Source organism: Xanthomonas rydalmerensis (assembly GCF_033170385.1).
GTDB lineage: Bacteria > Pseudomonadota > Gammaproteobacteria > Xanthomonadales > Xanthomonadaceae > Xanthomonas_A > Xanthomonas_A rydalmerensis.
In genome coordinates this window covers 4,987,566-5,010,250 of the sequence record NZ_CP126170.1, presented here as the reverse complement: position 1 = coordinate 5,010,250, position 22,685 = coordinate 4,987,566, and the positions used below count along the sequence as shown (strand labels likewise).

18 protein-coding genes and 1 pseudogene are annotated in these 22,685 nt (G+C 69.7%); 12 read left to right on the top strand and 7 right to left on the bottom strand.

Annotated elements, in window-relative coordinates; genetic code table 11:
• The first annotated feature begins 92 nt into the window (after window positions 1–92).
• On the top strand, window positions 93–2,282 hold the full coding sequence (locus QN245_RS21325) for a methyl-accepting chemotaxis protein (RefSeq protein WP_317844193.1): 2,190 nt from the start codon (window positions 93–95) through the stop codon (window positions 2,280–2,282).
• Between the two features lie 731 nt (window positions 2,283–3,013).
• Here the strand turns inward: QN245_RS21325 and QN245_RS21320 are convergent.
• From QN245_RS21320 to ttcA, 3 genes are all read right to left on the bottom strand, one after another.
• Window positions 3,014–3,805 carry a YgjP family zinc-dependent metalloprotease gene (locus tag QN245_RS21320; protein WP_317844192.1) on the bottom strand — a complete coding sequence of 264 codons (792 nt, stop codon included), beginning with the start codon at window positions 3,803–3,805 and terminating at the stop codon, window positions 3,014–3,016.
• Window positions 3,806–3,869: 64 nt separating this feature from the next.
• The gene (locus QN245_RS21315; protein ID WP_048491703.1) at window positions 3,870–4,775 is read right to left on the bottom strand and encodes a recombination-associated protein RdgC; all 906 of its coding nucleotides are present in this window, start codon (window positions 4,773–4,775) and stop codon (window positions 3,870–3,872) included.
• Window positions 4,776–4,887: 112 nt separating this feature from the next.
• Window positions 4,888–5,763, bottom strand: coding sequence for a tRNA 2-thiocytidine(32) synthetase TtcA (gene ttcA, locus QN245_RS21310; RefSeq protein ID WP_317844191.1), 876 nt, complete (start codon window positions 5,761–5,763; stop codon window positions 4,888–4,890).
• Between the two features lie 328 nt (window positions 5,764–6,091).
• On the opposite strand from ttcA, the gene QN245_RS21305 reads away from it, so the two are divergent.
• From QN245_RS21305 to QN245_RS21270, 8 genes are all read left to right on the top strand, one after another.
• Window positions 6,092–6,454 carry a VOC family protein gene (locus tag QN245_RS21305; RefSeq protein ID WP_317844190.1) on the top strand — a complete coding sequence of 121 codons (363 nt, stop codon included), beginning with the start codon at window positions 6,092–6,094 and terminating at the stop codon, window positions 6,452–6,454.
• Window positions 6,455–6,480: 26 nt separating this feature from the next.
• Entirely contained in the window at window positions 6,481–6,645 is a 165-nt protein-coding gene (locus tag QN245_RS21300; RefSeq protein WP_317845415.1) for a DUF2256 domain-containing protein, read from the top strand.
• 52 nt (window positions 6,646–6,697) lie between these two features.
• Window positions 6,698–8,248 carry a cryptochrome/photolyase family protein gene (locus QN245_RS21295; protein WP_317844189.1) on the top strand — a complete coding sequence of 517 codons (1,551 nt, stop codon included), beginning with the start codon at window positions 6,698–6,700 and terminating at the stop codon, window positions 8,246–8,248.
• A gap of 292 nt (window positions 8,249–8,540) precedes the next feature.
• A complete protein-coding gene (locus QN245_RS21290) occupies window positions 8,541–10,127 on the top strand; it encodes a choice-of-anchor Q domain-containing protein (RefSeq protein ID WP_317844188.1) in 1,587 nt (528 codons plus the stop codon).
• A gap of 557 nt (window positions 10,128–10,684) precedes the next feature.
• Window positions 10,685–12,889 carry a methyl-accepting chemotaxis protein gene (locus QN245_RS21285; RefSeq protein ID WP_317844187.1) on the top strand — a complete coding sequence of 735 codons (2,205 nt, stop codon included), beginning with the start codon at window positions 10,685–10,687 and terminating at the stop codon, window positions 12,887–12,889.
• A gap of 411 nt (window positions 12,890–13,300) precedes the next feature.
• Entirely contained in the window at window positions 13,301–13,864 is a 564-nt protein-coding gene (locus tag QN245_RS21280; protein ID WP_317844186.1) for a DUF6891 domain-containing protein, read from the top strand.
• A gap of 109 nt (window positions 13,865–13,973) precedes the next feature.
• Window positions 13,974–14,609, top strand: coding sequence for a hypothetical protein (locus tag QN245_RS21275; protein ID WP_317844185.1), 636 nt, complete (start codon window positions 13,974–13,976; stop codon window positions 14,607–14,609).
• A gap of 12 nt (window positions 14,610–14,621) precedes the next feature.
• Complete coding sequence (locus QN245_RS21270; RefSeq protein ID WP_317844184.1) at window positions 14,622–16,013, top strand: XVIPCD domain-containing protein; 1,392 nt, start codon at window positions 14,622–14,624, stop codon at window positions 16,011–16,013.
• A gap of 136 nt (window positions 16,014–16,149) precedes the next feature.
• On the opposite strand, the gene bamE is transcribed toward QN245_RS21270, so the two are convergent.
• The gene (gene bamE / locus QN245_RS21265) at window positions 16,150–16,728 is read right to left on the bottom strand and encodes an outer membrane protein assembly factor BamE domain-containing protein (RefSeq protein WP_184646832.1); all 579 of its coding nucleotides are present in this window, start codon (window positions 16,726–16,728) and stop codon (window positions 16,150–16,152) included.
• 164 nt (window positions 16,729–16,892) lie between these two features.
• On the opposite strand from bamE, the gene QN245_RS21260 reads away from it, so the two are divergent.
• From QN245_RS21260 to QN245_RS21245, 3 genes and pseudogenes are all read left to right on the top strand, one after another.
• A complete protein-coding gene (locus tag QN245_RS21260; protein WP_017908896.1) occupies window positions 16,893–17,096 on the top strand; it encodes a YdcH family protein in 204 nt (67 codons plus the stop codon).
• Window positions 17,093–17,451, top strand: a pseudogene (locus tag QN245_RS21255) (DUF488 domain-containing protein); the annotation flags it as partial. The gene QN245_RS21260 and the pseudogene QN245_RS21255, both read left to right, overlap by 4 nt.
• A 3-nt stretch (window positions 17,452–17,454) precedes the next feature.
• Entirely contained in the window at window positions 17,455–17,670 is a 216-nt protein-coding gene (locus tag QN245_RS21245; RefSeq protein WP_317844182.1) for a hypothetical protein, read from the top strand.
• A gap of 87 nt (window positions 17,671–17,757) precedes the next feature.
• On the opposite strand, the gene QN245_RS21240 is transcribed toward QN245_RS21245, so the two are convergent.
• The 3 genes from QN245_RS21240 to QN245_RS21230 all read right to left on the bottom strand — a co-directional run bounded on the left by QN245_RS21240 (window position 17,758) and on the right by QN245_RS21230 (window position 22,454).
• Window positions 17,758–18,624 (bottom strand): DUF2884 family protein, encoded by an 867-nt coding sequence (locus tag QN245_RS21240; RefSeq protein ID WP_425612892.1) that lies wholly within the window; start codon window positions 18,622–18,624, stop codon window positions 17,758–17,760.
• A 225-nt stretch (window positions 18,625–18,849) separates the two neighbouring features.
• Window positions 18,850–21,516, bottom strand: coding sequence for a glycerol-3-phosphate 1-O-acyltransferase PlsB (gene plsB / locus QN245_RS21235; RefSeq protein WP_317844181.1), 2,667 nt, complete (start codon window positions 21,514–21,516; stop codon window positions 18,850–18,852).
• On the bottom strand, window positions 21,516–22,454 hold the full coding sequence (locus tag QN245_RS21230) for a hypothetical protein (RefSeq protein WP_160969188.1): 939 nt from the start codon (window positions 22,452–22,454) through the stop codon (window positions 21,516–21,518). The genes plsB and QN245_RS21230 overlap by 1 nt, the downstream gene beginning before the upstream one ends.
• Window positions 22,455–22,685: the final 231 nt, after the last annotated feature.

Here is a 22,685-nt window from a genome sequence, read left to right as displayed (position 1 = left end):
ACAGTTCGACATGTTGTCGCCGCGCCGTCGCGTTTCGGAAAACTTCGGCGCACAGCGTAGCGGGCACCCTTCGCCCTGACGCCGCACTTCCGATGATCCGCCTCCTTCGCCGCTACCGGGTCGGCCCGCGCCTGACCTTCGCCTTCGCCGCCCTGCTGTCGATCTGCGGCGCCCTGATCGTGGCCAGCCTGGCGTCGATGGCGCTGGCGCGGCATCAGCTCGACGACATCGCCCTGGACAAGATGGAGAAGATCCGCCTGTCCAACGCGATGGTCGCGGCGCAGGCGCGGCTGGAGATCGGCCTGCTCAACGATGTCATCCTGACCAATCCCGACGAGAAGCAGGCGGTGGTGCGCGCCATCGGCGCGGCGCAGCAGGACTACGCGCAGGCGCGGCGCAAGCTGTTCGCGATGCGCCTGGACCCGGCCGACCGCACCGGCGCGCAGTTGCGCGCGGCGATCGACAAGGCCTATGCGCAGGTGCAGCCGTTCCAGTCGCAGGTGCTGGCACTGGCCGCCGACAACCAGAACCTGGATGCGCAGACCCTGCACCTGTACACCCTGCAGCCGCTGCTGGCGCAGTGGCAGCAGGCGATCCAGCGCAATGCCGCGCACCTGCGCACGCTCAGCGACGGTTCCTATGCGCAGGCGGTGACCACCATGGCCCACGCGCGCTGGCTGCTGCTGCTCGGCGGCGGCCTGTTGCTGGCGGTCAGCGCCTGGCTGGGCTGGTGCATCACCCAGAGCCTGGTGCGGCCGCTGCGCGAGGGCACCCGCGTCGCCGCGGCTATCGCCGCCGGCCAGCTCGACGCGGTGGTGCCGGCACAGGGCAACGACGAGGCCGCCGACCTGCTGCGCAGCATGCAGACCATGCAGACGCAGCTGCGCGCGGTGCTGGCCGAGCAGCGGCAGATGGCGCAACAGCATGCCGACGGCGCCATCGCCTGCCGCGGCGACGCGGCGGCGTTCCCCGGCGATTACGGGCAGCTGCTGCGCGACGCCAATGCGCTGGTCGACCTGCACGTGGGCACCGCGCAGTCGATGGTGGCGCTGATGCGGCGCTACGCCATCGGCGATCTCAGCGAGGACATGCCGCGCCTGCCCGGCGAGCAGGCGGCGATCTCCGAGGCGATGGATGCGATCAAGGCCAACCTCGGCACGCTCAGCCGCGACATCTGGCACCTGGCCGAGGCCGCCGCGGCCGGCGACTTCAGCGCACGCGCCGACGTGGGCGCGCACCAGCACGATTTCCGCATCATGCTCGAGAGCCTCAATCAGTTGATGGCGACGGTGGACGGCAACCTGGGCGAGTTGTCCGGGTTGCTGCGCGCCATCGCCAGCGGCGACCTCGGCGTGCGCATGCGCGGCGACTTCCGCGGCGTGTTCGCCGACATGCGCGACGACGCCAATGCCAGCGCCGACCAGCTGGCGGCGATCGTGGCCGGCATCCAGCACGCGGCCGCGGCGATCGACGCCGAAGCCGGCGCCATCGCCGGCGGCCATCAGGACCTGTCGCAGCGCAGCGCCGAACAGGCGGGCACGCTGGAACGCACCGCTCGTGCGGCGGCGCGCCTGACCGAGACCGTCCGCCAGAACGCCGCCCATGCGCACCACGCCAACGAGCTGGCCGACGCGGCGGCGACGGTCGCCGGTCATGGCGGTGCGTCGATCGACGCGGCGGTCGGTGCGATGCAGGGCGTGGAAGCGGCCTCGCGCAAGATCGGCGAGATCATCGGGGTGATCGACGGCATCGCCTTCCAGACCAACATCCTGGCGCTCAACGCCGCGGTCGAAGCCGCACGCGCCGGCGAGCAGGGCCGCGGCTTCGCCGTGGTCGCCAGCGAGGTGCGCGCGCTGGCGCAGCGCTCGGCCGATGCGGCCAAGGAGATCAAGCGCCTGATCGAGGCATCGGTGAACCAGGTCGCGGTGGCGTCGGCGCAGGTGCACGATGCCGGCAGCACCATGGGCCGCGTGCTCGCGTCGGTGAGCGAGGTCAATGCGCTCATGGCGGGCATCGCGGCGGCCTCGCAGGAGCAGGCCGCCGGCATCGACGAAGTCGGCCAGGCGATGGCGCAGATGGACCGCAGCACCCAACAGAACCTGGCGCTGGTGGAACAGGCCACCGCGGCCTCGCGTGCCTTGGAGCGGCAGGCCGGCAGCCTGAGCGAGGCGGTGGCGGTGTTCCGGCTGGCCGATGCGGCAACGCAGGTGCCGCACGCGGAGGAGCCGGTGCTGGCGATCCAGCCTGCGCCCGTCGGTTTCGAATACGCGCGCAGCGCCTGACCGAGAGCGGCTGTCGGGCGGATCGGGCGGCATGCGCGCAGCGCCGGCGGTGACCGATGTGTCTTCCGCCGCCATGCCGAATGCGTGGCTGTCAGGGGCCTGCGGACAGTCGTGTAGGTGTGCTCCCTACACACGCAAAGTGAAGCTTGTGTGTAGAAAAATTTTCGCTTAAGTTGCGCCCACGCCTGCCGTCAACAGGCGTAGACGCGATACGTCTTGTGTACGCGGCTCGATCCCGGCGTCCTGACATGCCGGCGTAGTGCCGCACGGACCGTACCGCCTCGCTGGCGCCGGAGGACGCGCCTGATTCGCGGTAGGCGGGAGGAGAGGGGGCCTGCCGGGCGCTGCATGGAGTTCTGCTTCCGCAGCGCTGGGGTGACAGATCGCGATGCGACCGCATCGGCGCCCACCCGCACGCTCATCCCCCCTTGTTCGCATCTCCGCTTGCGCGCCATGTCGTACCGCAGCGCAGCATGCGTGGCCGATTCGCTCTCCAACACACCCTTGCCGCTCACGCCGATCGCATCGCGTTGTTCGGCGTTCAGTCGCGGGCCGGCGCACAACCGCCGCAGCGTCTTCGGTGCCCTTCGAAGAACGTGCTTTCGTCCAAGCCTATCGTGTGCAGCTTGGCCAGTGGGAGCGGCTTCAGCCGCGACGGGCTTCATCGAGAACGCCCGTCGCGGCTGAAGCCGCTCCTGTGGCGCGTTTGTCACCGTTCGTGGATGCGCGCCTCAGTCGCGATCCGGACGCAGCAGCCAGCGCAGATGCGCCTTGAGCTGGCGGCCGTGCTGGTGGAACCAGGTGCGCTCGGCGCGCCAGTCGGGGAAGCGCGCTTCCACTTCGTGCCAGAACGCCGGCGAGTGATTGGCCTGGATCAGGTGACAGAGCTCGTGCACCAGCACGTACTCGAACGCCGAGGGCCGCCCCAGCACCAGCGCCAGGTCCAGCGCCATGCTGCCGTCGGGCGCCAGCGAGCCCCATTGCGAGGACATGACCTTGTAGCGCACCGCGCGCGGGGCCCGCGGCAGCGAAGGCAGGTACTGCGGCAGCCAGCGGCCGACGTCGGCGCGGGCCTGGGCTTCGTAGAAGTCGCGCAGCGCGCGGCGCAGCGTCGCGTCGCCGCCGCGCGGCGGCAGATGCAGGTGGGCCACGCCGTCGGCGACCTCGATGCGCGCGTAGCGGGCGTCGTGCCAGGCTACCGGCAACGATTGCCCGCGCAGCGGCAGTTCGCCGGCCTCGCCCGGCCGCAGCGGCGTCAGCGTTTCGGCGGCGACATAGCGCGAGAGCTGCTGCGCCAGCCACTGCCGGTTCTCCAGCAGGAAGCGTTCGCCGGCGACCAGGCTGGCCCGCAGCGGCAGGGTCAGCCGCGCGCCGCGTTCGTCCACGCTGAGCTTGATGCGCCGCGCGCGCGGGTCGCGCACGCGCAGCACTTCGACCTCGCGCTCGTCCAGGCGGAAGCGGACGAGGTCGCGTTCGACGGCCGCCGAGGGCGGCGCGATCAGGCGACGGAGCAGATCGGGCATGGGCACAGCATACCGCCGGCGCGGGTGCGCACGGTGACAGCGGCGTGCGGCTGCCTCCGCGGCATCAGTCGGCCTTGCTCAGCTTCAACGCCTCTTCCAGCAGCAGGAACAGGCGCCGCACCTCCGCGCTCATCAGCGCGAAGCGCGCGTCCAGTTCGGCGCGCACGCCGTCCTGGTCGGCGTGTTCGAGCTGGTCCAGCGCACCGTCGAGGAACTTCAGCTTGCGGATCACCAGGTCGTCGCCGAGCACGAAGGACACGTGGTCGTCGAGCACCAGCGCCAGCTTGGTGACCTGCTTGCCGGCCTCCAGGTGCTTGTCGATCTCGTCGCAGCGCAGTTCCTGGTGCTGGCACTTGACCACCGCGCCGCCTTCGATCGGGTCCTTCATCTCGCACTCTTCGCCCAGGCTCAGGCCTTCGGGCAACGGCTCGCCGGCGATCCAGCCGGTGAGGATCGAGCGCGGCGCCACTTCGGCGTTCAGCGGCAACGCCGGGAAGCTGCCGAGCAGCCCGCGGATCTCCGACATCACGTTCTCGCCGGTCTTGCGGCTGGAGGTGTCCACCGCGACGTAGCCGTGCTGCAGGTCGAGCATGGCGTCGGTGCGCGAGGACTTGACGAAGGCGCGCGGCAGCAGCTCGTGGATCAGGTCGTCCTTCAGCCGCTTGCGCGCGCGGCCGCCGGGGCGCCGGCCTTCCTTCTCCTCGATCTCGGCGACCTTGCGCGCGAGCAGGTCGTTGACCACCGAGCCGGGCAGGATCTTGTCCTCGCCGCCGACGGTCAGCCACAGGAACTCGGCGATGCGGTGCGACAGCGCTTCCTGCTCGTCGCGGCCGAATGGGGAGATGAAGCCGCGCGAACTCATTTCCAGCGGGCCGACCGATTTGAGCTGGGCCTCCGGCAGGAGCTTTTCGACCTCGGAAAAATCGAGCGTGGTGGGGAAGCGGAACAGGGTCAGATTGCGAAAGAACATCGAGCATCCAGCTGAAGGAAACGGAACGGTCCGGCGGCACGCGCCGGGGAGCGGCGGCCATTGTCGCATCGCGCCCGCCCGGGCACCGCATCGGGCGGTTCAGCGAGGGGCCTCAGCCCGGCGCGTCGTCCGCCCAGGCGGCAGCCGGGGCGCTTGCTGCGCCGCCGAGCGCGGCGAAGTCGAACAGCGCGCGGTCGGCCAACTGCGCCGGATGCACGTTGCCCAGGGCGCGGGCGATCTGCTCCACCCGCCCCGGATGCTCCCGGTCCCACTGTTGCAGCAGTTGCCCGACCTGGCGCCGCTGCAGCGTCTCCTGGCTGCCGCACAGCGTGCAGGGGATCAGCGGGAAGGCCTGCGCCTGCGCGTAGGCGGCGATGTCGTCCTCGCGCACGTAGGCCAGCGGCCGGATCACCACATGGCGGCCGTCGTCGCTGCGCAGCACCGGCGCCATCGCCGCCAGCTTGGCGTGGAAGAACAGATTCATGAAGAAGGTGGCGACGATGTCGTCGCGGTGGTGGCCCAGCGCGATCTTGGTGATGCCGTGCTCGGCGGCGTAGCGGTACAGCGCGCCACGGCGCAGCCGCGAGCACAGCGAACACAGGGTCTTGCCCTCCGGTACCACCCGGGTGACCACCGAGTAGGTGTCCTGTTCGATCACGTGCCAGGGCACGCCGCGCTGGCGCAGATAGGTCGGCAGCACGTCGGCGGGAAAGCCCGGCTGCTTCTGGTCCAGGTTCACCGCCACCAGCTCGAACGGCACCGGCGCCTTGCGCTGCAGCTGCAGCAGGATGTCCAGCAGGGTGTAGCTGTCCTTGCCGCCGGACAGGCACACCATCACCTTGTCGCCGGCGCCGATCATGCCGAAATCGGCGATGGCCTGGCCGACCTGCCGGCACAGGCGCTTGCCCAGCGCCGCGGCATTGCGCGCGCTGGGCGGTGCGGGATCGGCGAGCGGTTGCAGCGGCGGCAGGGGCAGGGGCGAGGTCATCGGCGGTAGTGTAGTCGGCGTGGCTGGCGCGGCACGCGCGGGCGGCGTTGCGGGTCACTCCCATTCCGCCACCGCGACCGTCCCGGACGTACCGGTCAGGCGGGCGACGACGGCGCCAGGGCAGCGCAGCCCCTCGCTGTTGTTCGCGCAGAAGGACAGGCCGTCCGCGGTGCATTGCATCACCGCGGACCGTAGCGGCCGCGCTGGCGCCGAGGCAGTGCCGTCTTCCGCGAAGGACGCGCATCCGGCGCGGTCCGTCCTCCGCAGTCATGCCGCACCGGGACCGGCCCGCTACACTCGCCGCTGGCCAAGCAAGCAGGGTCCTCGCATGTTCAAGAACCTCATTCCCAAGATCTTTTACGAGCGCCTGCAGGACGGACTGGCGTTCTTCGTCGATGGCCTGGGCTTCCATGTGCTGTATCAGGACGAGACGATGGCGGTGATCGCGCGCGACGGCGCCAAGGCCTACCTGGTGGAAAACGCGGAATGGGCGGCGAAGGATCGGCCGGAACTGGGCATCGAAACCGACCGCATCGACGCGATCCATGCGGAGTTGTCCGCACGCGCACCGCAGTGGCTGCATCCCAACGCCCGCACCGTCGCGCTCAAGCCCTGGGGCGCGCGCGAATTCGCGATGCTGGACCCCACCACGGTCTGTGTCGTGTTCCGCGAGTGGCCGGCGCAGCCTTAAGCGATGCCGCGTTGAGCGAGACGCGGATGGGCATGCGCAAGAAACACGAGTTGCCGGAAAAGCCCTGCCTTCATTGCGGCCGGCCGTTCCGCTGGCGCAAGAAGTGGGAAAAGGTCTGGGACGAAGTGAAGTACTGTTCCGACCGCTGCCGTGGCGAGCGCAAGCGCGTGCCTGCGTCGCTGCCGCCATGAGCCGCAGCATGGCGCGCCGCCGCGGTGCGTGGTCGCACGCCGGCCACGCTGCATGAGTCCGATGCATCCCACCGCCCACACCTTGCGCCTGGTGCTGGGCGATCAACTCGATCCCGAACATCCCTGGTTCGACGTGCGCGATCCCGGCGTGGTCTATGTGTTGATGGAAGTGCGGCAGGAGACCGACTACGTCCTGCACCATGCGCAGAAGATCCTCGCCATCTTCGCCGCCATGCGCGCATTCGCCGCCCAGCTGCGCGCGGCGGGCCACCGCGTGCGCTATGTGGCGATCGACGACGCCAGCAATCGCCAGTCCATCCCCGCCAATCTCGCTGCGCTGATGGCGCACTACGGTGCGCAGCGCCTGCAGTACCAGGACCCCGACGAATGGCGCCTGGACCAGCAACTGCGGCAGTGGGGCGCGACGCAGGCCTTCGCCACCGAAGCGGTGGACAGCGCGCACTTCTACACTCGCCGCGGCGAACTGGCGGAGTTTTTCCGTGGGCGTCCGCAGTGGCTGATGGAGCACTTCTACCGGCACATGCGCAAGCGCCACCGGATCCTGCTGGTGGCCGACGGCACGCCCGAGGGCGGGCAGTGGAACTACGACCACGATAATCGCCAGCCCTGGCCCGGTGATCCGCCGCCGCCGCCGGATGCGCGCCCAGTCCACGATCACAGCGCACTGTGGGCAACCATCCAGGCCGCCGGCGTGAATAGCTTCGGCCAGCCGCAGGCGAACGTGCTGCGCTGGCCGTTGCACCGCGCCGAGGCGCTGGCCTGCCTCGATCGCTTCATCGCCGACGGCCTGCCGCACTTCGGCCGTTACGAAGATGCGATGAGCACGCGCAGTCCGCGCCTGTTCCATTCGCAGCTCTCCTTCGCCCTCAACACCAAGATGCTGCGGCCGCAGGAAGTGGTGCAGCGCGCGCTGGCGGCCTACGCCGCCGGCACCGCGCCACTGGCGGCGGTCGAGGGCTTCGTTCGGCAGATCCTGGGCTGGCGCGAGTACGTGCGCGGCATCTACTGGGCGCACATGCCCGACTACGCCGCACGCAACGCGCTCGGCCACGACACGCCGCTGCCGGCCTGGTTCTGGACCGGCGACACGCACATGCGCTGCCTGCACCACGCCATCGGTCAGTCCCTGCAGGATGCATACGCCCACCATATCCAGCGGCTGATGGTCATCGGCAACTTCGCACTGCTCGCCGGCCTGGATCCGGCTGCGGTGCACCGCTGGTACCTGGGCGTCTACATCGATGCGTTCGAATGGGTCGAGCTGCCCAACACGGTGGGCATGAGCCAGTTCGCCGACGGCGGCCTGCTCGCGACCAAGCCCTACGTCAGCAGCGCCGCCTACATCGACCGCATGAGCGACTACTGCCAGGGCTGCCGCTACGACCGCAAGCAGAAGACCGGCGCGCGTGCATGTCCATACAACGCGCTGTACTGGGACTTCTTCGCGCGGCACCAGAACACGCTGGGGCGCAATCGCCGCCTGGACATGGTCTACCGCCAGCTCGGCAAGCTGCCGGCCGCGCAACTGCAGGCCCTGCGCACGCATGCGCAACACCTGCGCGGACGCCTGGACACGCTGTAGCGCGGGCCAGGCGCTTCGCGCGCACGTACAGCAACCGGATGCGCTGCCGGAACGTGCCCTGCAACGCACCCAAACCGTGCCACGCGCCGCGCATCGGCGCGCTGTCGCATGTGGTGTGTGCGCAATCGCGCGATCTGCTACCTGCGTTCTGGTCGATCGACACGCGCTCAAGCACCCTATGCCGCCGGTCGGCCCGGCGGCCGTCCTGCACTCGAGGTGTCAGCGACATGCATGACAGTCGAATGACTGTCGCGTGTCGCGTTGTTCCCCCGCAACCCTATCGAGCACGATCATGACCACGACGCGTTCCCTGAAAGCCAGCGCGCATGCTGCTGGCGTTATCGCCCTGATGACCGCCGCCACGGCGATCGCCGCCGTCCCCGCGGCGCCACAATGCAGCGTGCCGCAGGCTTGGGCGCTCCCGACCGCGGCCACGGTGGTCGGCAACGGCACGCAGGCCAGCTGCACCGCCAGCGCGCTGGCCGCCGCCGTTGCGCAAGGCGGCTACATCACCTTCAACTGCGGCGCCAAGCCGACCAGCATCGCGATCGACCGCTCGATCACCATCGCGGCGACCACGCCCACCGTGATCGATGGCCAGGGCAAGATCACCCTGGATGGCCGCCAGTCCACCCGGATCCTGCTGGTCAACGCCGGCAGCGCGCTGTCGGTGCGCAACCTGAAACTGCAGAACGGCAGTTCGGTGCAGCCGGCATCGAACCAGGCCTACGACCCGGGCACCTGGGGCGGCGGCGCGATCAAGGTCGGTTACCGCGGCAAGCTGGAAGCCATCAACAGCCAGTTCCTGGCCAACCGCAGCAGCATCGGCGGCGGCGCGATCTTCGCCGGCAGCGACGCGGAGGTGACCATCGTCCGCAGCGGCTTCTACAAGAACACCTCCTGGCTCGGCGGCGCGCTGTATACCCAGCTCAGCCGGCTGACCATCGTCGGCTCGGAGTTCGCCAACAACCAGGCGATCAATGCGCCGCAAGGATTCCCGGATGCCGGCAACTTCGGTGGCGGCGGGGCGATCGACACCGACGGTGCGTCGCTGGCCGGCTATCTCAAGGGCGGCGTCGGCAGCGGCGGCACGCTGGCGATGTGCGGCACCGTGGTCCGCAACAACGTCGCCGCCAACGGGTCCGGCGGTGCCACGCTGTGGGCGTATGCGCCGGACACCATCGACGTGAAGTACTCCACCTTCGCCAACAACGTCGCCACCGGTGGCCCGGGCGGCGGTGCGCGCATCAGCATGGGCTTCACCGACACCTCGCATGCCGGCACCGCCATCACCACGCCGGGCACCATCAACATTGCCGAGACCAGCTTCCTGTCCAACACCGCCGAACAGGGCAACGCCGGCGCGCTGTACCTGGATTGCTACGGCGCCTGCGACGTCAGCAACAGCACCTTCCACGGTAACTCCGCCAAGGGCGTGGGCGCGGCCATCCAGCATGTCGGCTGGCAGCCGGCCAACGGCGACCAGGGCAGCCCCAGCGTGCGCTTCAACAACGTCACCTTCGCCGAGAACACGCCGTGGGTAACGCTGTTCGGCGACAAGTTCGACATCCGCAACAGCATCCTGTACTCCAAGACCGAGCGCGTGTTCTGCAACAACCAGAGCAATACCGGCAACAACCTCATCGAGTACTCGGCCAAGGGCGCGGTCTGGCCGAACGCCTGCCTGGCCGCGGGTAACGTGAAAGCGGTCGACCCACTGCTGTCCGCCCCCGCCAACAATGGCGGACCGACGCTCACCCAGCTGCCTGCGGCCAACAGCCCCGCGCTGAACGCCGGCGCCGGCTGTACCGCCATCGACCAGCGCGGCAATCCGCGCAATACCGCGGTGTGCGATCTGGGTGCGGTGGAGATCAAGTAAGCCGGTTGGCCGTCGTTAGCTGCAGGACAATGCGCGGTCGCGCCGGCTTGGCCGGCGCGACCGCGCATCCGTCGCCGGGATGAGAAGCGCGCGCGGCGACGCCGCTTCCAGCGCCGATGCGGTAATGCGGCACCCAGGCGGCGCGGCGGCCCCTTCGTACGCACTGCGATGGTGTCGGGTCGCAGACCAGTCCGCTGCATGCGGCCCCCGCGCCGAGCGATCGCGCCGCGACCGTGCGCTCGACATACGCCGCACCCTGTCTGGTGCGCCTGCCAACGTCCGTCAGGCGGCGGCCGACGCCGCGCAGACCTTACCACCGCGGCAGGCATGACCGCGCGTTGCAGTGCGCGCCAACAACGCCATTCGAGCCTGCCGCGCGCGCCGCGGGCAATACGGTGGCGTATCTTCTTTCGTGGGCATCGGCGGTGCCGCGCGATGGCGCGGCGCCGGCGACGTCTGTGCCTGCGACTTTCCGGATTTGGGACCTGGGTCGCTCGCACGGGGTCAAGTTCGCGATGCAGATACCGATAAAGGTACCCCCCTCGCGAGTCCCCCCGATGCATTTCTTTCACTCCTTCAAGGTGAGTCAGCGCCTTGCGCTGTCGTTCGGCCTGCTGATCGTGCTGCTTGGCGCTTCCTCTACCTTGGCGCTCTACCAGTTCCACAACGTGCGCCAGGCGGTCGACAAGATCGTCCACGAAAACAATCAGAAGACCGGACTGCTGTACACCATGCTGCGCAACAATATGAGCGCGGAGCGCTACCTGCGCGACATGATGCTGTCGCCGGCCGACAAGCGTCCGGCGATCGCCGCCAAGATTCAGGAGATCCGCGCCGACAACGACCGCCTTCGTCAGGCCCTCGACGCCCTGCCAGGCACGGCGGCAGGTCTGGCCATGCGTAAGGAGATCCATGCTGCGCAGGCGGCGGCGCGGTCGGTCAACAGCCGGGTACTGGCGCTGGCCAGTGCCGGCGAGATCGAGGCGGCCAGGCAACTGCTGTACGGTGAAGCCGCGCCGTTGCTGGCGCGGCGCGTGGAGGTGATCCAGAACGCGGTCGATCTGCAGATCCGGCAGAACGCGCTCAGCTCCGAGCAGATCCAGGCGGCCCTGCTCTTCAGCAATCGTGCCCTGATCGGGTTCGGCCTGCTGGCGGCGGTGCTCGGCGCGACCTTGAGCGTGCTGATCACCCGCAGCCTGGCCGGACCGCTCGGGCGCGCGACCGAAATCGCCGAATCCATCGCCCAGGGCCGGCTGGACCATCGGATCCCGCCGCAGCCCAAGGACGAGACCGGCCGCCTACTGACCAGCATGGACCGCATGCAGGCGCAGCTGCAGGCGGTGATGGCGGCGCAGTCGCAGATGGCCAGGCACCACGAGCGCGGCGACGTCAGCCAGCGCATGGACGAGCACGCGTTTCCCGGCGAGTACGCGCGCATGGTGCGGGAGAGCAATGCGTTGCTCGACATGCACGTGAGCCTCCAACAGCGCTTGCTCGAGATCATGGGACGCTATGCGATCGGCGACCTGTCGCAGGACATGGATCGCCTGCCCGGCGAGCAGGCCGCGCTCACCGAGACCATGGACCAGGTCAAGCGCAATCTGTCGGCGATGAATGCCGAGATCGGGCAACTGGTCGACGCCGCGGCCGCCGGCGACTTCGCCGTGCGCGGCGACAGCGCGCGCTTCCAGTACGACTTCCGCGACATGGTCGAGGGGTTGAACCAGTTGATGGCGACTACCGACGGCAACCTGCAGGCGCTGTCCAAGCTGCTGCAGGACATCGCGAGCGGCGACCTGACCACGCGCATGGAGGGGCAGTTCCAGGGCGTGTTCGCGCAGATGCGCGAGGATGCCGATGCCACGGTGGCCCAGCTGACCGGGATCGTCGGCCGCATCCAGCATGCGTCCGGGCAGATCACCGGCGCCGCCGGCGAGATCGCCGCCGGCAACGCCGATCTGTCGCGCCGCACGGAGCAGCAGGCCGCCAGCCTGGAGGAAACCGCCGCCTCGATGGAGGAACTGACCTCCACCGTGCGCCAAAATGCCGAACGCGCCAGCCAGGCCAATCAGCTGGCCATCGGCGCGACCGCGGTGGCCTCGCAAGGCGGCGCGGTGGTGGCCCAGGTCATCGACACGATGAACGGCATCCAGACCTCGTCCCGGCGGATCGCCGACATCATCAGCGTGATCGACGGCATCGCCTTCCAGACCAACATCCTGGCGCTCAACGCCGCGGTGGAGGCGGCGCGCGCCGGCGAGCAGGGCCGCGGTTTTGCCGTGGTCGCCAGCGAAGTGCGGGTGCTGGCGCAACGCTCGGCCGAGGCCGCCAAGGAGATCAAGCAGCTGATCGACGACTCGGTGAGCAAGGTGGACGCCGGCTCCCTGCTGGTCAACAGCGCCGGCAGCACCATGCACGAGATCGTCGTCAGCGTGCAGCGCGTGACCGACTTCATGACCGAGATCTCGGCCGCCTCGCAGGAGCAGTCGAGCGGCATCGAGCAGGTCACCCAGACCATCACCCACATGGATCAGGCCACGCAGCAGAACGCCGCCCTGGTGGAAGAAGCGGCGGCGGCGGCCCAGTCAATGGAGGAGCAGGCGATCCAGCTCAGCGACGCGGTGAAGGTGTTCGTCCTGTCCGGCAGCAACGGGGACCTGACGGCGCGGCGCCAGGCCAAGCCCTTGGGCACGGCCGGTACCTCGACCTCCAGGCGTAGTCCGCGTCAGGTGGCACCGTTGCTGGTCGAACAAGCCTGCTAGGGAAGCCGAGATGGCGCGCGCTGCTGACCGCAGCGCGTTCGCCACGGCTCTCCCGGGAGAATGGTGCACGGCGTGCGTTCGCAGGAGCGTGGCCCATGGCCGCGGATGATGTTTCATGGGCCCCGCCAGTTTCCGTCGGCTCGGCCGCCTGCTGTTCCGTCGTGGTGCAGTGCTGCGCGTGCGTCAGGCGTACATGCAAGACGAGGCTAGGCAGGCGTCTCGCAGCAGGGACGCGCCGGCGTCAACAGACAGCCAGTGCGTCGGCTCCCGCTCCCGCCGGCGCCTGCAAAGCACGCGGGCGATGCGGGGATCTGCCACGACGCAGAGACCTTCTGTGACCCATCCCGAGGCGCTGCAGCGACGGCTGACGTGTGGAATCATGGATGGTCCCGAAAGCCCGCAGGCTCTGCCATGAACGAATCCGACGCCTACGTGTACGACGCGATCCGCAAATGGGTCTGGTCCGGGTTCTACTCCCAGGACGAGATCCAGGAGATGATCGAGGACATCCTCGAAGAGGACTGCGACGAGGCGATGCTGCGCGCCTCGGTCGCCAGCCAGTGGCAGGCCAAGCAGCAGGCCGAGCAGACCTGGCCGGCGCAGACCGACTGCGACCGGCTCGATGCGTTGTTCCAGCGGCTGCACGAGGCCGGCATCTGCGCCCTGGCCAATGCCGGCTACACCATGTCCGACGGCCACGTCGAAGTGAACCAGGCGGTGGCCGACACGCCGGACCGGCGCTACCACGGCTACTGCTTCTATCACGGCCAGGACATGGAGCGGGCGATCGACGGCGACGGGCTGATGCTGGCGTTCGGCGATCTGGACGGGCGCGAGGACGCGGACCTGGCGGTCGGCCAGCAGGTCGCCGCGGCGTTGCGCGCGGCAGGCTTCACCGTGGACTGGGACGGCACGCCGCGCAAGCGCATCGACCTGCCCGGCTTCGTCTGGCAGCGCCGCGCCGATTGGGATTGACGCAGCGGCGCAGCCCTGGGCTGCCAGACGTCGACGCCCTGGCTACAATCGCACGCTCATGCCCGACCGCGTCCCGATGCGCGGAAGGCGTTTGACGGAGAGGCGTTTCATGGAGCGGATGTTGTATCGCAATCGCCGCAGCGCGCGGCACGCAGCCGGCACGCGCCCGGCGCTGCGCGCGGCCCTGATGCTGGCCACCACGTTGCTGGCCGCCTGTGCCGGCGCGCATTCCTCTTCCCCCTCGATCACCCCTGCAGACAAGGAGCGGGCCATGGCGGAGATGACGCCAGAGCAACTGACACAAGGCGTAGTACGGCTGATCCTGGCGATCGGCGGCAAGCAGGATCTGGTCGCCACCCAGGTCGCCGCGCAGACCGGCGTGCAGGTCGAGGACGAGGGCGGTCATGCGTTCAGCGCGTCCGGCACGCTCGCCGGCGATGGCGGCTACACCCTGGAATCGGTCGCCGATGCCGACGATGCCCCGCCGTCGCGGCTGGACCTGCGCTTCACGCCCGCGCCGGGCGCGGCGCCGGCGCAGTGCGCGCAGTCGCTGGCCGGATATCGCCAGGCGCTGGTCGCCGCGGGCTTCGTGCCGCACTGGATCGCGCCGCCGCGCCAGGGCAGCGCCGGCCGCTGGCATTTCGAACGCGGCGCGGTCGCCGTGTACGCCTTCCTCGGCAAGGACGCTGGCGAACACGACGCGCAGGCGTGCGTGGAGATGCTGCAGATCCTGGTCGACGCATAAGGGAGAGCGGAGATGGCACATGACGACGAACGCCTGAAGGGCATGGTCGACACCTTCGCGCAGGCGCATCCGAGGGAAGGCCAGGCGCTGCGGCAGATGCTGGACAACACGCCGGAGCTGCGCTCGCGCGTGGAACAGGCGATCGGGCAACAGCAGCTGTCCGGCTTCGCGCCCAGCCCCGAGGCGGGCACCGGCTCGTACAGCCCGCGCACGGGGCAGATCGAGCTGCCGATGGACGTGCTGGCCACGGCCAAGATGAACGCACCGCGCGACGATTCGGCCAACACCGCCCGCATCGTGCTGGGCCACGAGATCGGCCATGCGATCAACAAGGCCGCCATCGACCGCAGCGACGCCGCGTTCGCCGCCAAGGTCGACGGCATCGCCGCCTCGCCCTCGCCGCACGACTACACCGCCACGCTTCAGGCCTACGGGCAGGAACAGCGCACCCGCGAGGCCAAGGACGAGATCGCCGGGGTCAACACCCTGGCCGACTACGTCACCCGCAACAACCCCAAGGCCACGCTCAAGGACCTGTACAACGCCAGCAGCGAGATGGCGAGCTACATCGACAAGCAGGGCGTGGGCAGCAAGGCCACCTACACCGCCAGGGACGGGCTGAGCTTCGGCAAGGATCTGAAGATCGACGCCGACAACCCCCGCAACGTGGAGGCGATGGGCAGGCTGTTCTACGACGCGCGCGGTTATCCGCAGAACTATGGCGAGCGCGCGCTGGCGCAGATCGCCAACGCCGAGGACCGGGCGCAGGCGCAGCACCCCGAGCGCACGCCGCCGGCGGTGCATGCCGACCTGAAGGCGGTCGGCATCGATGCCGCGCAGGTGCCGCGCGACCTGTTGCCGGCGGGATTCCGCGACGGTCCCGCACCGGCGCCAGCGCCGGCACAGCAGCCCGAGCCGCAGGCGCAACCACCCGCGCCGCGCGCCGGCGAGCCGGCCGGCGCTCCGGGCGCCGCCGACCGCGCCCTGCATGACCGGGTCCGCAGCGGCGTGGCCCAGGCCGAACAGGCGATCGGCAAGGGCTGGGACGACAACAGCGAGCGCATGACCGCCAGCCTGACCCTGCTGGCCAGGCAGAGCGGCTTCAGCGAGCGCGATCAGCTGTCGGTGGGCTTCAACCGGCCCACTGCCTCCCACCAGGGCGGCGAACTGGCGTTCGTGTACCGCAGCGGCGGCGATGTCTCGCCGGATCCCTATGCCAATCGCGCGCACATGCCGACCAGCGAGGCGATCGCGCGGCCGGCGCAGGAGACCTACCAGCAGCTGCAGCAACTGGGGGCGCAGCAGGGGCAGGCGCAGCGCCAGGTGCAGGGGCAGGAACAGGCGCTGCAGGCGTCGCAACAAGGCCCGACGCGGACCGATCCGCCGCAGGTGTTGAGTCGCTGATTGCAGCGGGCGGCGGCGCGCCGCGCCGCATTCCCGGTGCGCCATGGTCGCGGCAGGCCGCGGCCATGGCGCGCGGTTCGCGCCGCCTCCGCCGGATCGGGCGCGCGGCGCTATGGCGCGCAGTGACGCGCCGGGATTACGGCTGCCAGACCAGGTTCTGGGTCTTCGGATCGGCGGTGACCTTGTCGACCTTGCCGGCACCGTCGAAGGACACCTGGAACTCGTTGAAGCTGTCGAGCCAGTAGCGCCACAGCGGCGCGTCCAGGCTCGGGTTCTCGCTGCTGATCGGATAGCCCAGCGCCATCAGCACCTGCTCGCGGGTCATGCCCTTGGTCACGCGGTTGGCGGCGATCGCCTCGCGGATCTTCGGCGGGTAGGCCGCCAGCTTCAGCTTGGGATCCTGCGCGACCACGTAGCGCTGGGCGAAGGCCTCGTTGCCCAGGTCGCGGCTGTAGTCGTTGCCGATGGACTGCTTCTTGCCGTCGATCAGCACATTGACGCGGTAGCGGCCATAGCCGGTCACCTGCACCGGGGTGCCGGCCGGGATCACCCGCTTGCCGTCTTCGGCGTAGTTGCTGTCGCTGATCCAGCTGCCGTCGCTGCGCATGTTGCAGCACAGGAAGCCGGAGAACTTGGGATCGGCCGCCGCGGCCAGTTGCGGCAGGGCTGCCGCCAGGGCGAGGGCGAGAACGAACGGGGAACGGAACGAACGCATGCTGACTCCTTTCGGCGCGGCGATCCTGCCGCGGGTGGCACGAGGGTGGGAGGGTGCCGCCTCCGCCGCGGCGCCCGTGCGCATTGTGCAGGCTGGCCCGCGCCCGGGATAGCGGCGCGCTGCACGGTGACGACGGACCGGTGGCCTGTGTATGCTCGAACCTCGTGGACACCCTGACGCCCGCCGAGATCTCCCTGCGCATCGACGCCCTGCGTCGCGAGCACCGTGCGCTCGACGAACAGCTGCAGCGCATCCCGGCCAATCTGGACGACGAGCTGGAGGCCAAGCGGCTGAAGAAGCGCAAGCTGCAACTGAAGGACTGCATCCTGCGCCTGGAGCATCTGCTGATCCCCGACGAACCGGCGTGAGCGCGGCGACCTTCTTCAGCGTCGGCCATTCCACGCGCAGCCTGGAGACCTTCCTGCAGATCCTGCAGGGCGCCGGCGTCACCCGCCTGGCCGACGTGCGTGCGTTTCCGTATTCGCGGCGGTTCCCGCAGTTCGACGGCAGCGCGCTGGCGCCGGCGCTGGCTGCCGCGGGCATCGCCTACCGGCATTTCCGCGCCCTGGGTGGGCGCCGCGGCAAGCAGCCGGGTGTCGATCCGCAACGCAACGGCTACTGGCGCAGCGTCAGCTTCCACAACTACGCCGACTACGCGCTGGGAGCGAATTCGCCGAGGCGCTGACCGAACTGCAGGCGTTCGGCGGGGACGGCGCCTGCGCGGTCATGTGCGCCGAGGCCTACTGGCGCCAGTGCCACCGCCAGATCATCTGCGACCACCTGCTGCACCATGGCCACCCGGTCGTGCATCTGATCGATGTCGGCCGCCAGGAGCCGGCGGTCCCCAACCCGGCCGCACGCGTCGGTGCGCAGGGGCAACTGACGTACCCGCCCGATGCGGCCGATCCCGGGCCGCGCACTGGGGATCTGTTCGAGGCCTGAGCCGCGCCTCGGTAGCAGGGACCAGGGTGTTTGGCACGTCGTTTCAGGAGTCCACCGCGGATCGCGACACGCGCTGCAGCGCCGGACTCACTTCTGTGGGACCGGCGGCACCGCGACCGCGTTGCCGCGCGGCGCATCGATGCTGGTGACGCTGGTGGTGCCGGGCCCGGTCACGCCGTCCTGAGTCGCCACGAGCAGGCGCAGCGGCTGGCCGTGATAGCGGTACTCCAGCGCCTGCTGCAACTGATCCAGGTGCGCGACCCGCGTGCACAGCGCCGCAGCCTTGGCTTCGACGCGCTTGCTGCGCGCATCGAGGCGGGCGTCGACGGTGGCGTCCATGCCGTCGGCGCGCTTGTCGATGGCCTCGGCGCGACCGGTGACGATCTGCCACATCATGTGGCGGGCGATGCTGCCGGAGAAACTCTCGGCCTGGGTCTGAACATAGCGTTCGAAATTGCTGTCGAATGCGGTCTGGTCCCAACGCCCCATGCCAAGCGTTCCGTCGACGTACGCATTGGCCTGCTTGCGTAACCGCTCGATCTTGCGCGCGTTGCCGGCGCTGCCGGTCAGCACGTCGACGATGACGCCGAGCACGTCGTAGCTGAGGTCTACCGTTTCGTGCGAGAGATCGGCCACTTCCGGCATCAGCGCGCGGGTCTCGCGCTCCATCTCCAGCAGCCGTTGCGCATCGGCCTGGCCGATCTGCTGCACCCGATGATCCACGCTCAGTTCGCCGGCGTGGAAGAAGACCTCGCGCGGCCCCTCGCCGCCGTCGCGGGTCAGCCAGATGCCGCCGCTGTCGGCCAGCACGTTGAACGGCGTGCTCAGGCCGCACTGGCGTGAGGACACCTGCGGCCGATGGTCGTGCTTGCCATCGGGTTCGCCCTGATCGGCCCACGCGGGTCCGCTGGAGACGGCAAGCAGCAACAGGACGAAGAGGGGAGCTGTGCGCATTGCCGGAATCCGCAGCAGGGAGTCTGGAGCATGCTCGCGGCGGCACCGGCCCGCGGTCGCGTGTCGGAAGTCACTGTGCCGCGCCGCAGTGATAGACGGGCGCCCTCGTGTTTGACGCGTCGCCACGCGCCGCGCCGCAGTGATAGACGGGCGCCCTCGTGTTTGACGCGTCGCCACGCGCCCGGATCCCACCGCGTCACGACTGGACGTGCGGCAACCGCCGCCTCAGTCCTGCGGCACCGGCGGCTCCTCCACCTTGGCCGCTTCCGGGCTGACCCGCTCGATGGTGTGGCGCAGCTCGCGGCCAAGAATGAACTTGGCATCCTTGGCCCACGCGTCCAGCCGCTCGTCGAACACCAGCTTGCTGTTCTCGTCCGGCCACACCAGCTTCAGTTCGCGCAGCTTCTGGATGAAGCCGCGGAACAGGGTCTTGTCGAAGAACTCCGGCGCGGCCGGTGCGTACAGCAGGCTCAGGCGTTGCGCGGCCTGCTGGCACAGGCTCTCCAGTTCGCCGGCGCCGAGCTTGCCCGGGCCGTTCTTCACCAGCACCGAGATGGCGATGTAATAGCGCTCGAACGCCTGTTGCAGCGAGTGGCCGATGGCGCGCAGACGGAACACCTCGTCGGTCTGGCCGGTGTTGCGCGCCAGCACGCTGCCGTCGTCCTCGTTGAGCTGCAGCAGCAGGCCTTCGCGCACGAACACCTCGATGGTGCGTTCGATGCGCTCGGCGAACTGGTCCTCGCTCCACGGCAGGAACAGTTCCGACTGCAGGAACGGGTACACGGTGCGGCCCAGCCGCAGCAGGCCGGCGCGGCTCATGCGGCGGTTGTTCTGGAAGCAGCACGCCACCCACGAGGAGGCGGTGAACAGGTGCAGCACGTTGTTGCGGAAATAGCTCAGCAACACTGCGTTGTCGCCGTTGACGCTGAGCACATCGCCGAGCGGATGCGGCGTGCGGGTGAGCACGTTGATCTCTTCGGCGTGGGCGATGATGCGCTCGGGCGAGTGCGGGGTCACCGTGACCCGGTCCGAATACGGCAGTTCCGCCAGCAGCTTCTTGCACAGTTCGATCTGCGCGATCAGGTCGGCCTCGCCCATGGCGTGCTTGGGCGTGGACAGCAGCGCCAGCGCCAGCAGGTTGACCGGATTGACGTCGGCGGCGGCGTTGATGTGGACCTGGATCTGCTGCGCCAGCGCATCGACGGTGCCGTTCAACCAGGCCGGCTTCTCGTCCTCGCCCAGCGGGTGGCCGTCCCATTCCGGCGCGCGCTGCGCCAGCATCTGGCTCAGCGCGATCGGCTCGCCGAAGTTCACCACCACTTGGCCGTAGTTCTGCTTGAGCACCTTGGGGATGCCCCACAGCAGCGCCCAGATCGATTCCTTCTCCTTGGGCCGGCCGCTGAGTTCGTCGAGGTAGCTGTTGCCCTCCATCAGCTTCTCGTAGCCGACGTAGATCGGCTGGAACAGCACCGGCTTGCGCGGCTGGCGCAGGAACGCGCGCAGGGTCATCGCGATCATGCCGCCCTTGGGCTGCAGCAGCCGGCCAGTGCGCGAGCGTCCGCCCTCGACGAAGTATTCGATCGAATAGCCGCCGGCCACCAGCTGCGCCACGTACTCGCTGAGCACCGCCGAGTACAGCGCGTTGCCCTTGATCGAGCGGCGGATGAAGAACGCGCCGCCCTTGCGCAGCAGCGTGCCGACCACCGGCAGGTTGAGGTTGATGCCGGCCACGATGTGCGGCGGCACGATGCCGCGTTCGTACAGCAGGTAGGACAGCAGCAGGTAGTCCATGTGGCTGCGGTGGCTGGGCACGTAGATCACTTCGTGCCCGGGTGCGGCGTCCTTGAGCTTGTCCAGGTGGTGGACCAGCACGCCGGCGTAGATGCGGTTCCACACGTGGGTCAGCAGGAAGCTGGCCGAGCGCACCACCGGGCTGGAATAGTCGGCGGCGATCTCCCAGGCATAGGCATGCGCCTTGCGCCAGGCGTCCACCGGCTTGCTGTTGTCGCGCTTGGCCTGCGAGGCGATCGCCTCGCGCACCGGCTCGGCGGCCAGCACCTGGTCCACCAGCAGGCGCCGGGTCGACAGGTCCGGGCCGATCACCGCCTCGCGGATGCGCCGGAAGTGCGTGCGCAACACGCGCTGCAGCTTGCGCACGGTGCGCTCGGGCGGCAGCCCTTCCTCCACCGTCTGCCGCATCGATACCGGCGGGGCGAAGCGCACGATGGTGCTGCGGCCGTTGAGCAGCACGCCGAGCAGGCGCCGGAAGCTGCCCACCAGCGCCCAGTTTTCCGAGAACAGCACGGCGAACCAGCCGCTCTGCTTGTCCGGGGCGCGGCCGACGAAGATCGACACCGGCACCAGGTGGATGTCCAGGTCCGGGCGCAGGCGGTGTGCCTGCAGCAGCTTGGCCAGCGAATCGGAGTGGGTCTTGGCGCCGCGCTGCTCCGGCAGCAGCGCGTGGTTGCTGCTGCGCCGGGACAGCGCCAGGTAGGCGCGCTTGCGCCCCAGCGGATCGCCGGGCAGCGGCACCAGCGGCGAGGGCAGACCGGATTCGCGGCAGGCCTTGTCCAGGATCAGCGCGTTGGACAGGCCGTAGTCCTCCAGCACGTACACCACCGGGCGGCCGTCGTTGTACTGGCCGGGCTCGGCCGGTTCGATCTTCAGCCCCAGCCAGGGGTCGGCCAGGCGGCCGAGCAGGCGCGCCCACAGCGGCCCCTTGGCCTGGCGTGGGGCGGTCGCCGCCACCGGCAGGGCAGCGGCAGTCGAAGCGGGGGACGCGCCGGGGTCGGCCGGGGAGGCGTCGGCGGGCGCACGTGCCGCGTCGGCCGCGCGTGCAGCCGCGGCGTCGTCGGGGAACGGAAGGGGGTTTTGTTCTGGCATCGGGGCCATTATCGCTTAGCCGGCGGGGCGGGGTCGGCGGCGGGTGCCGTGGCCGTGTCGGCGGTGCCGGCGCTGGCCGCCAGCACTGCATCCGCCTCGCTGAGGGTGTCGCGCAGGTACCAGTGCCCGTCGCGGCGCACCAGCACCGCGGTGGTGTCGATCTGTTCGCCGTCCAGCGGGTACTGGATGCGCACCACGGCCTGGTCGCCCTGCTGGTTCACCAGGCCGGTGCGCAGCGCACCGGCGCTGGCGTCCAGATCCAGGCCGTAGTCGGCCAGCACCGCCTTGAGGTCGGCCAGGAACGGCCCCAGCCGGCGCAGGCTCTCGTCCATGCCCAGCTGGCGCAGGTCGGCATCGCTGCGCACGCCGGTGCGGCGCGCGGCGGCGCACAGCCGGGCGATCGCCGCCTGGGCGCGCTTGCGCTCGGACAGCGGCGCGCGCGCTGCCCACGCGCTCAGCGCCTGCACCAACTGCACGTAGTGGCCGCGCTGCTCGGGCGTGTAGTGGCCCTGGTTGCGCAGAAACTGCACGCCGAACAGGCCCAGCGAGTGCGCCGCCTGCTTCAGGCTCGCCGCCTGGCCGCCGAACTGCGCGTCGAAGGCGCGTTGCAGCTGGCGCTCGGCGTCCGGCGCGGCGAGCGTGTCGAGCACCTCGGGCAGGCGTTCGGCCAGCGGCAGTTCGGTCAGCGGCCAGCGGCTGCGGTCCTCGCTCCAGGCCTGCTGCAGGCGCTGGTACTGGGCCGGCGGCACCGCGGCCTGGGCGTAACCGAGCAGGTCGTTGCGCTGCAGCGCGTGCGCCAGCGTGCGCACCGCCGCGGCAGGCTCGGCGCTGGCGCCTGGCAGTTCGGCGGGCGTGCGCTTGCATCCGCCCACGGCCAGGGCGAGCATCGCCAGCAGCAGGATGCACAGCGCGCGCGAGGAGATGACCCGGGTCGGGCAGGACGACATACGGTACGGGCTCGTTCCCCAAAACGTCCCGCATCTTGCTGGGCGCGGGCGATTCCGGCAAGCCGGACGGTACGGCAGTGCGGAGGCGACCCGGCAGGCATCCAGGGGGCGGGGCTGTCGCGGCAGGACATTTCATGACCCGGCCTGGGACTGCCGGGACAGACATGTCGGCGGATCGCCCGATGTGCCAGGGGATTGCACATGTTGCAACGCATCATGTAACCGCTTGCA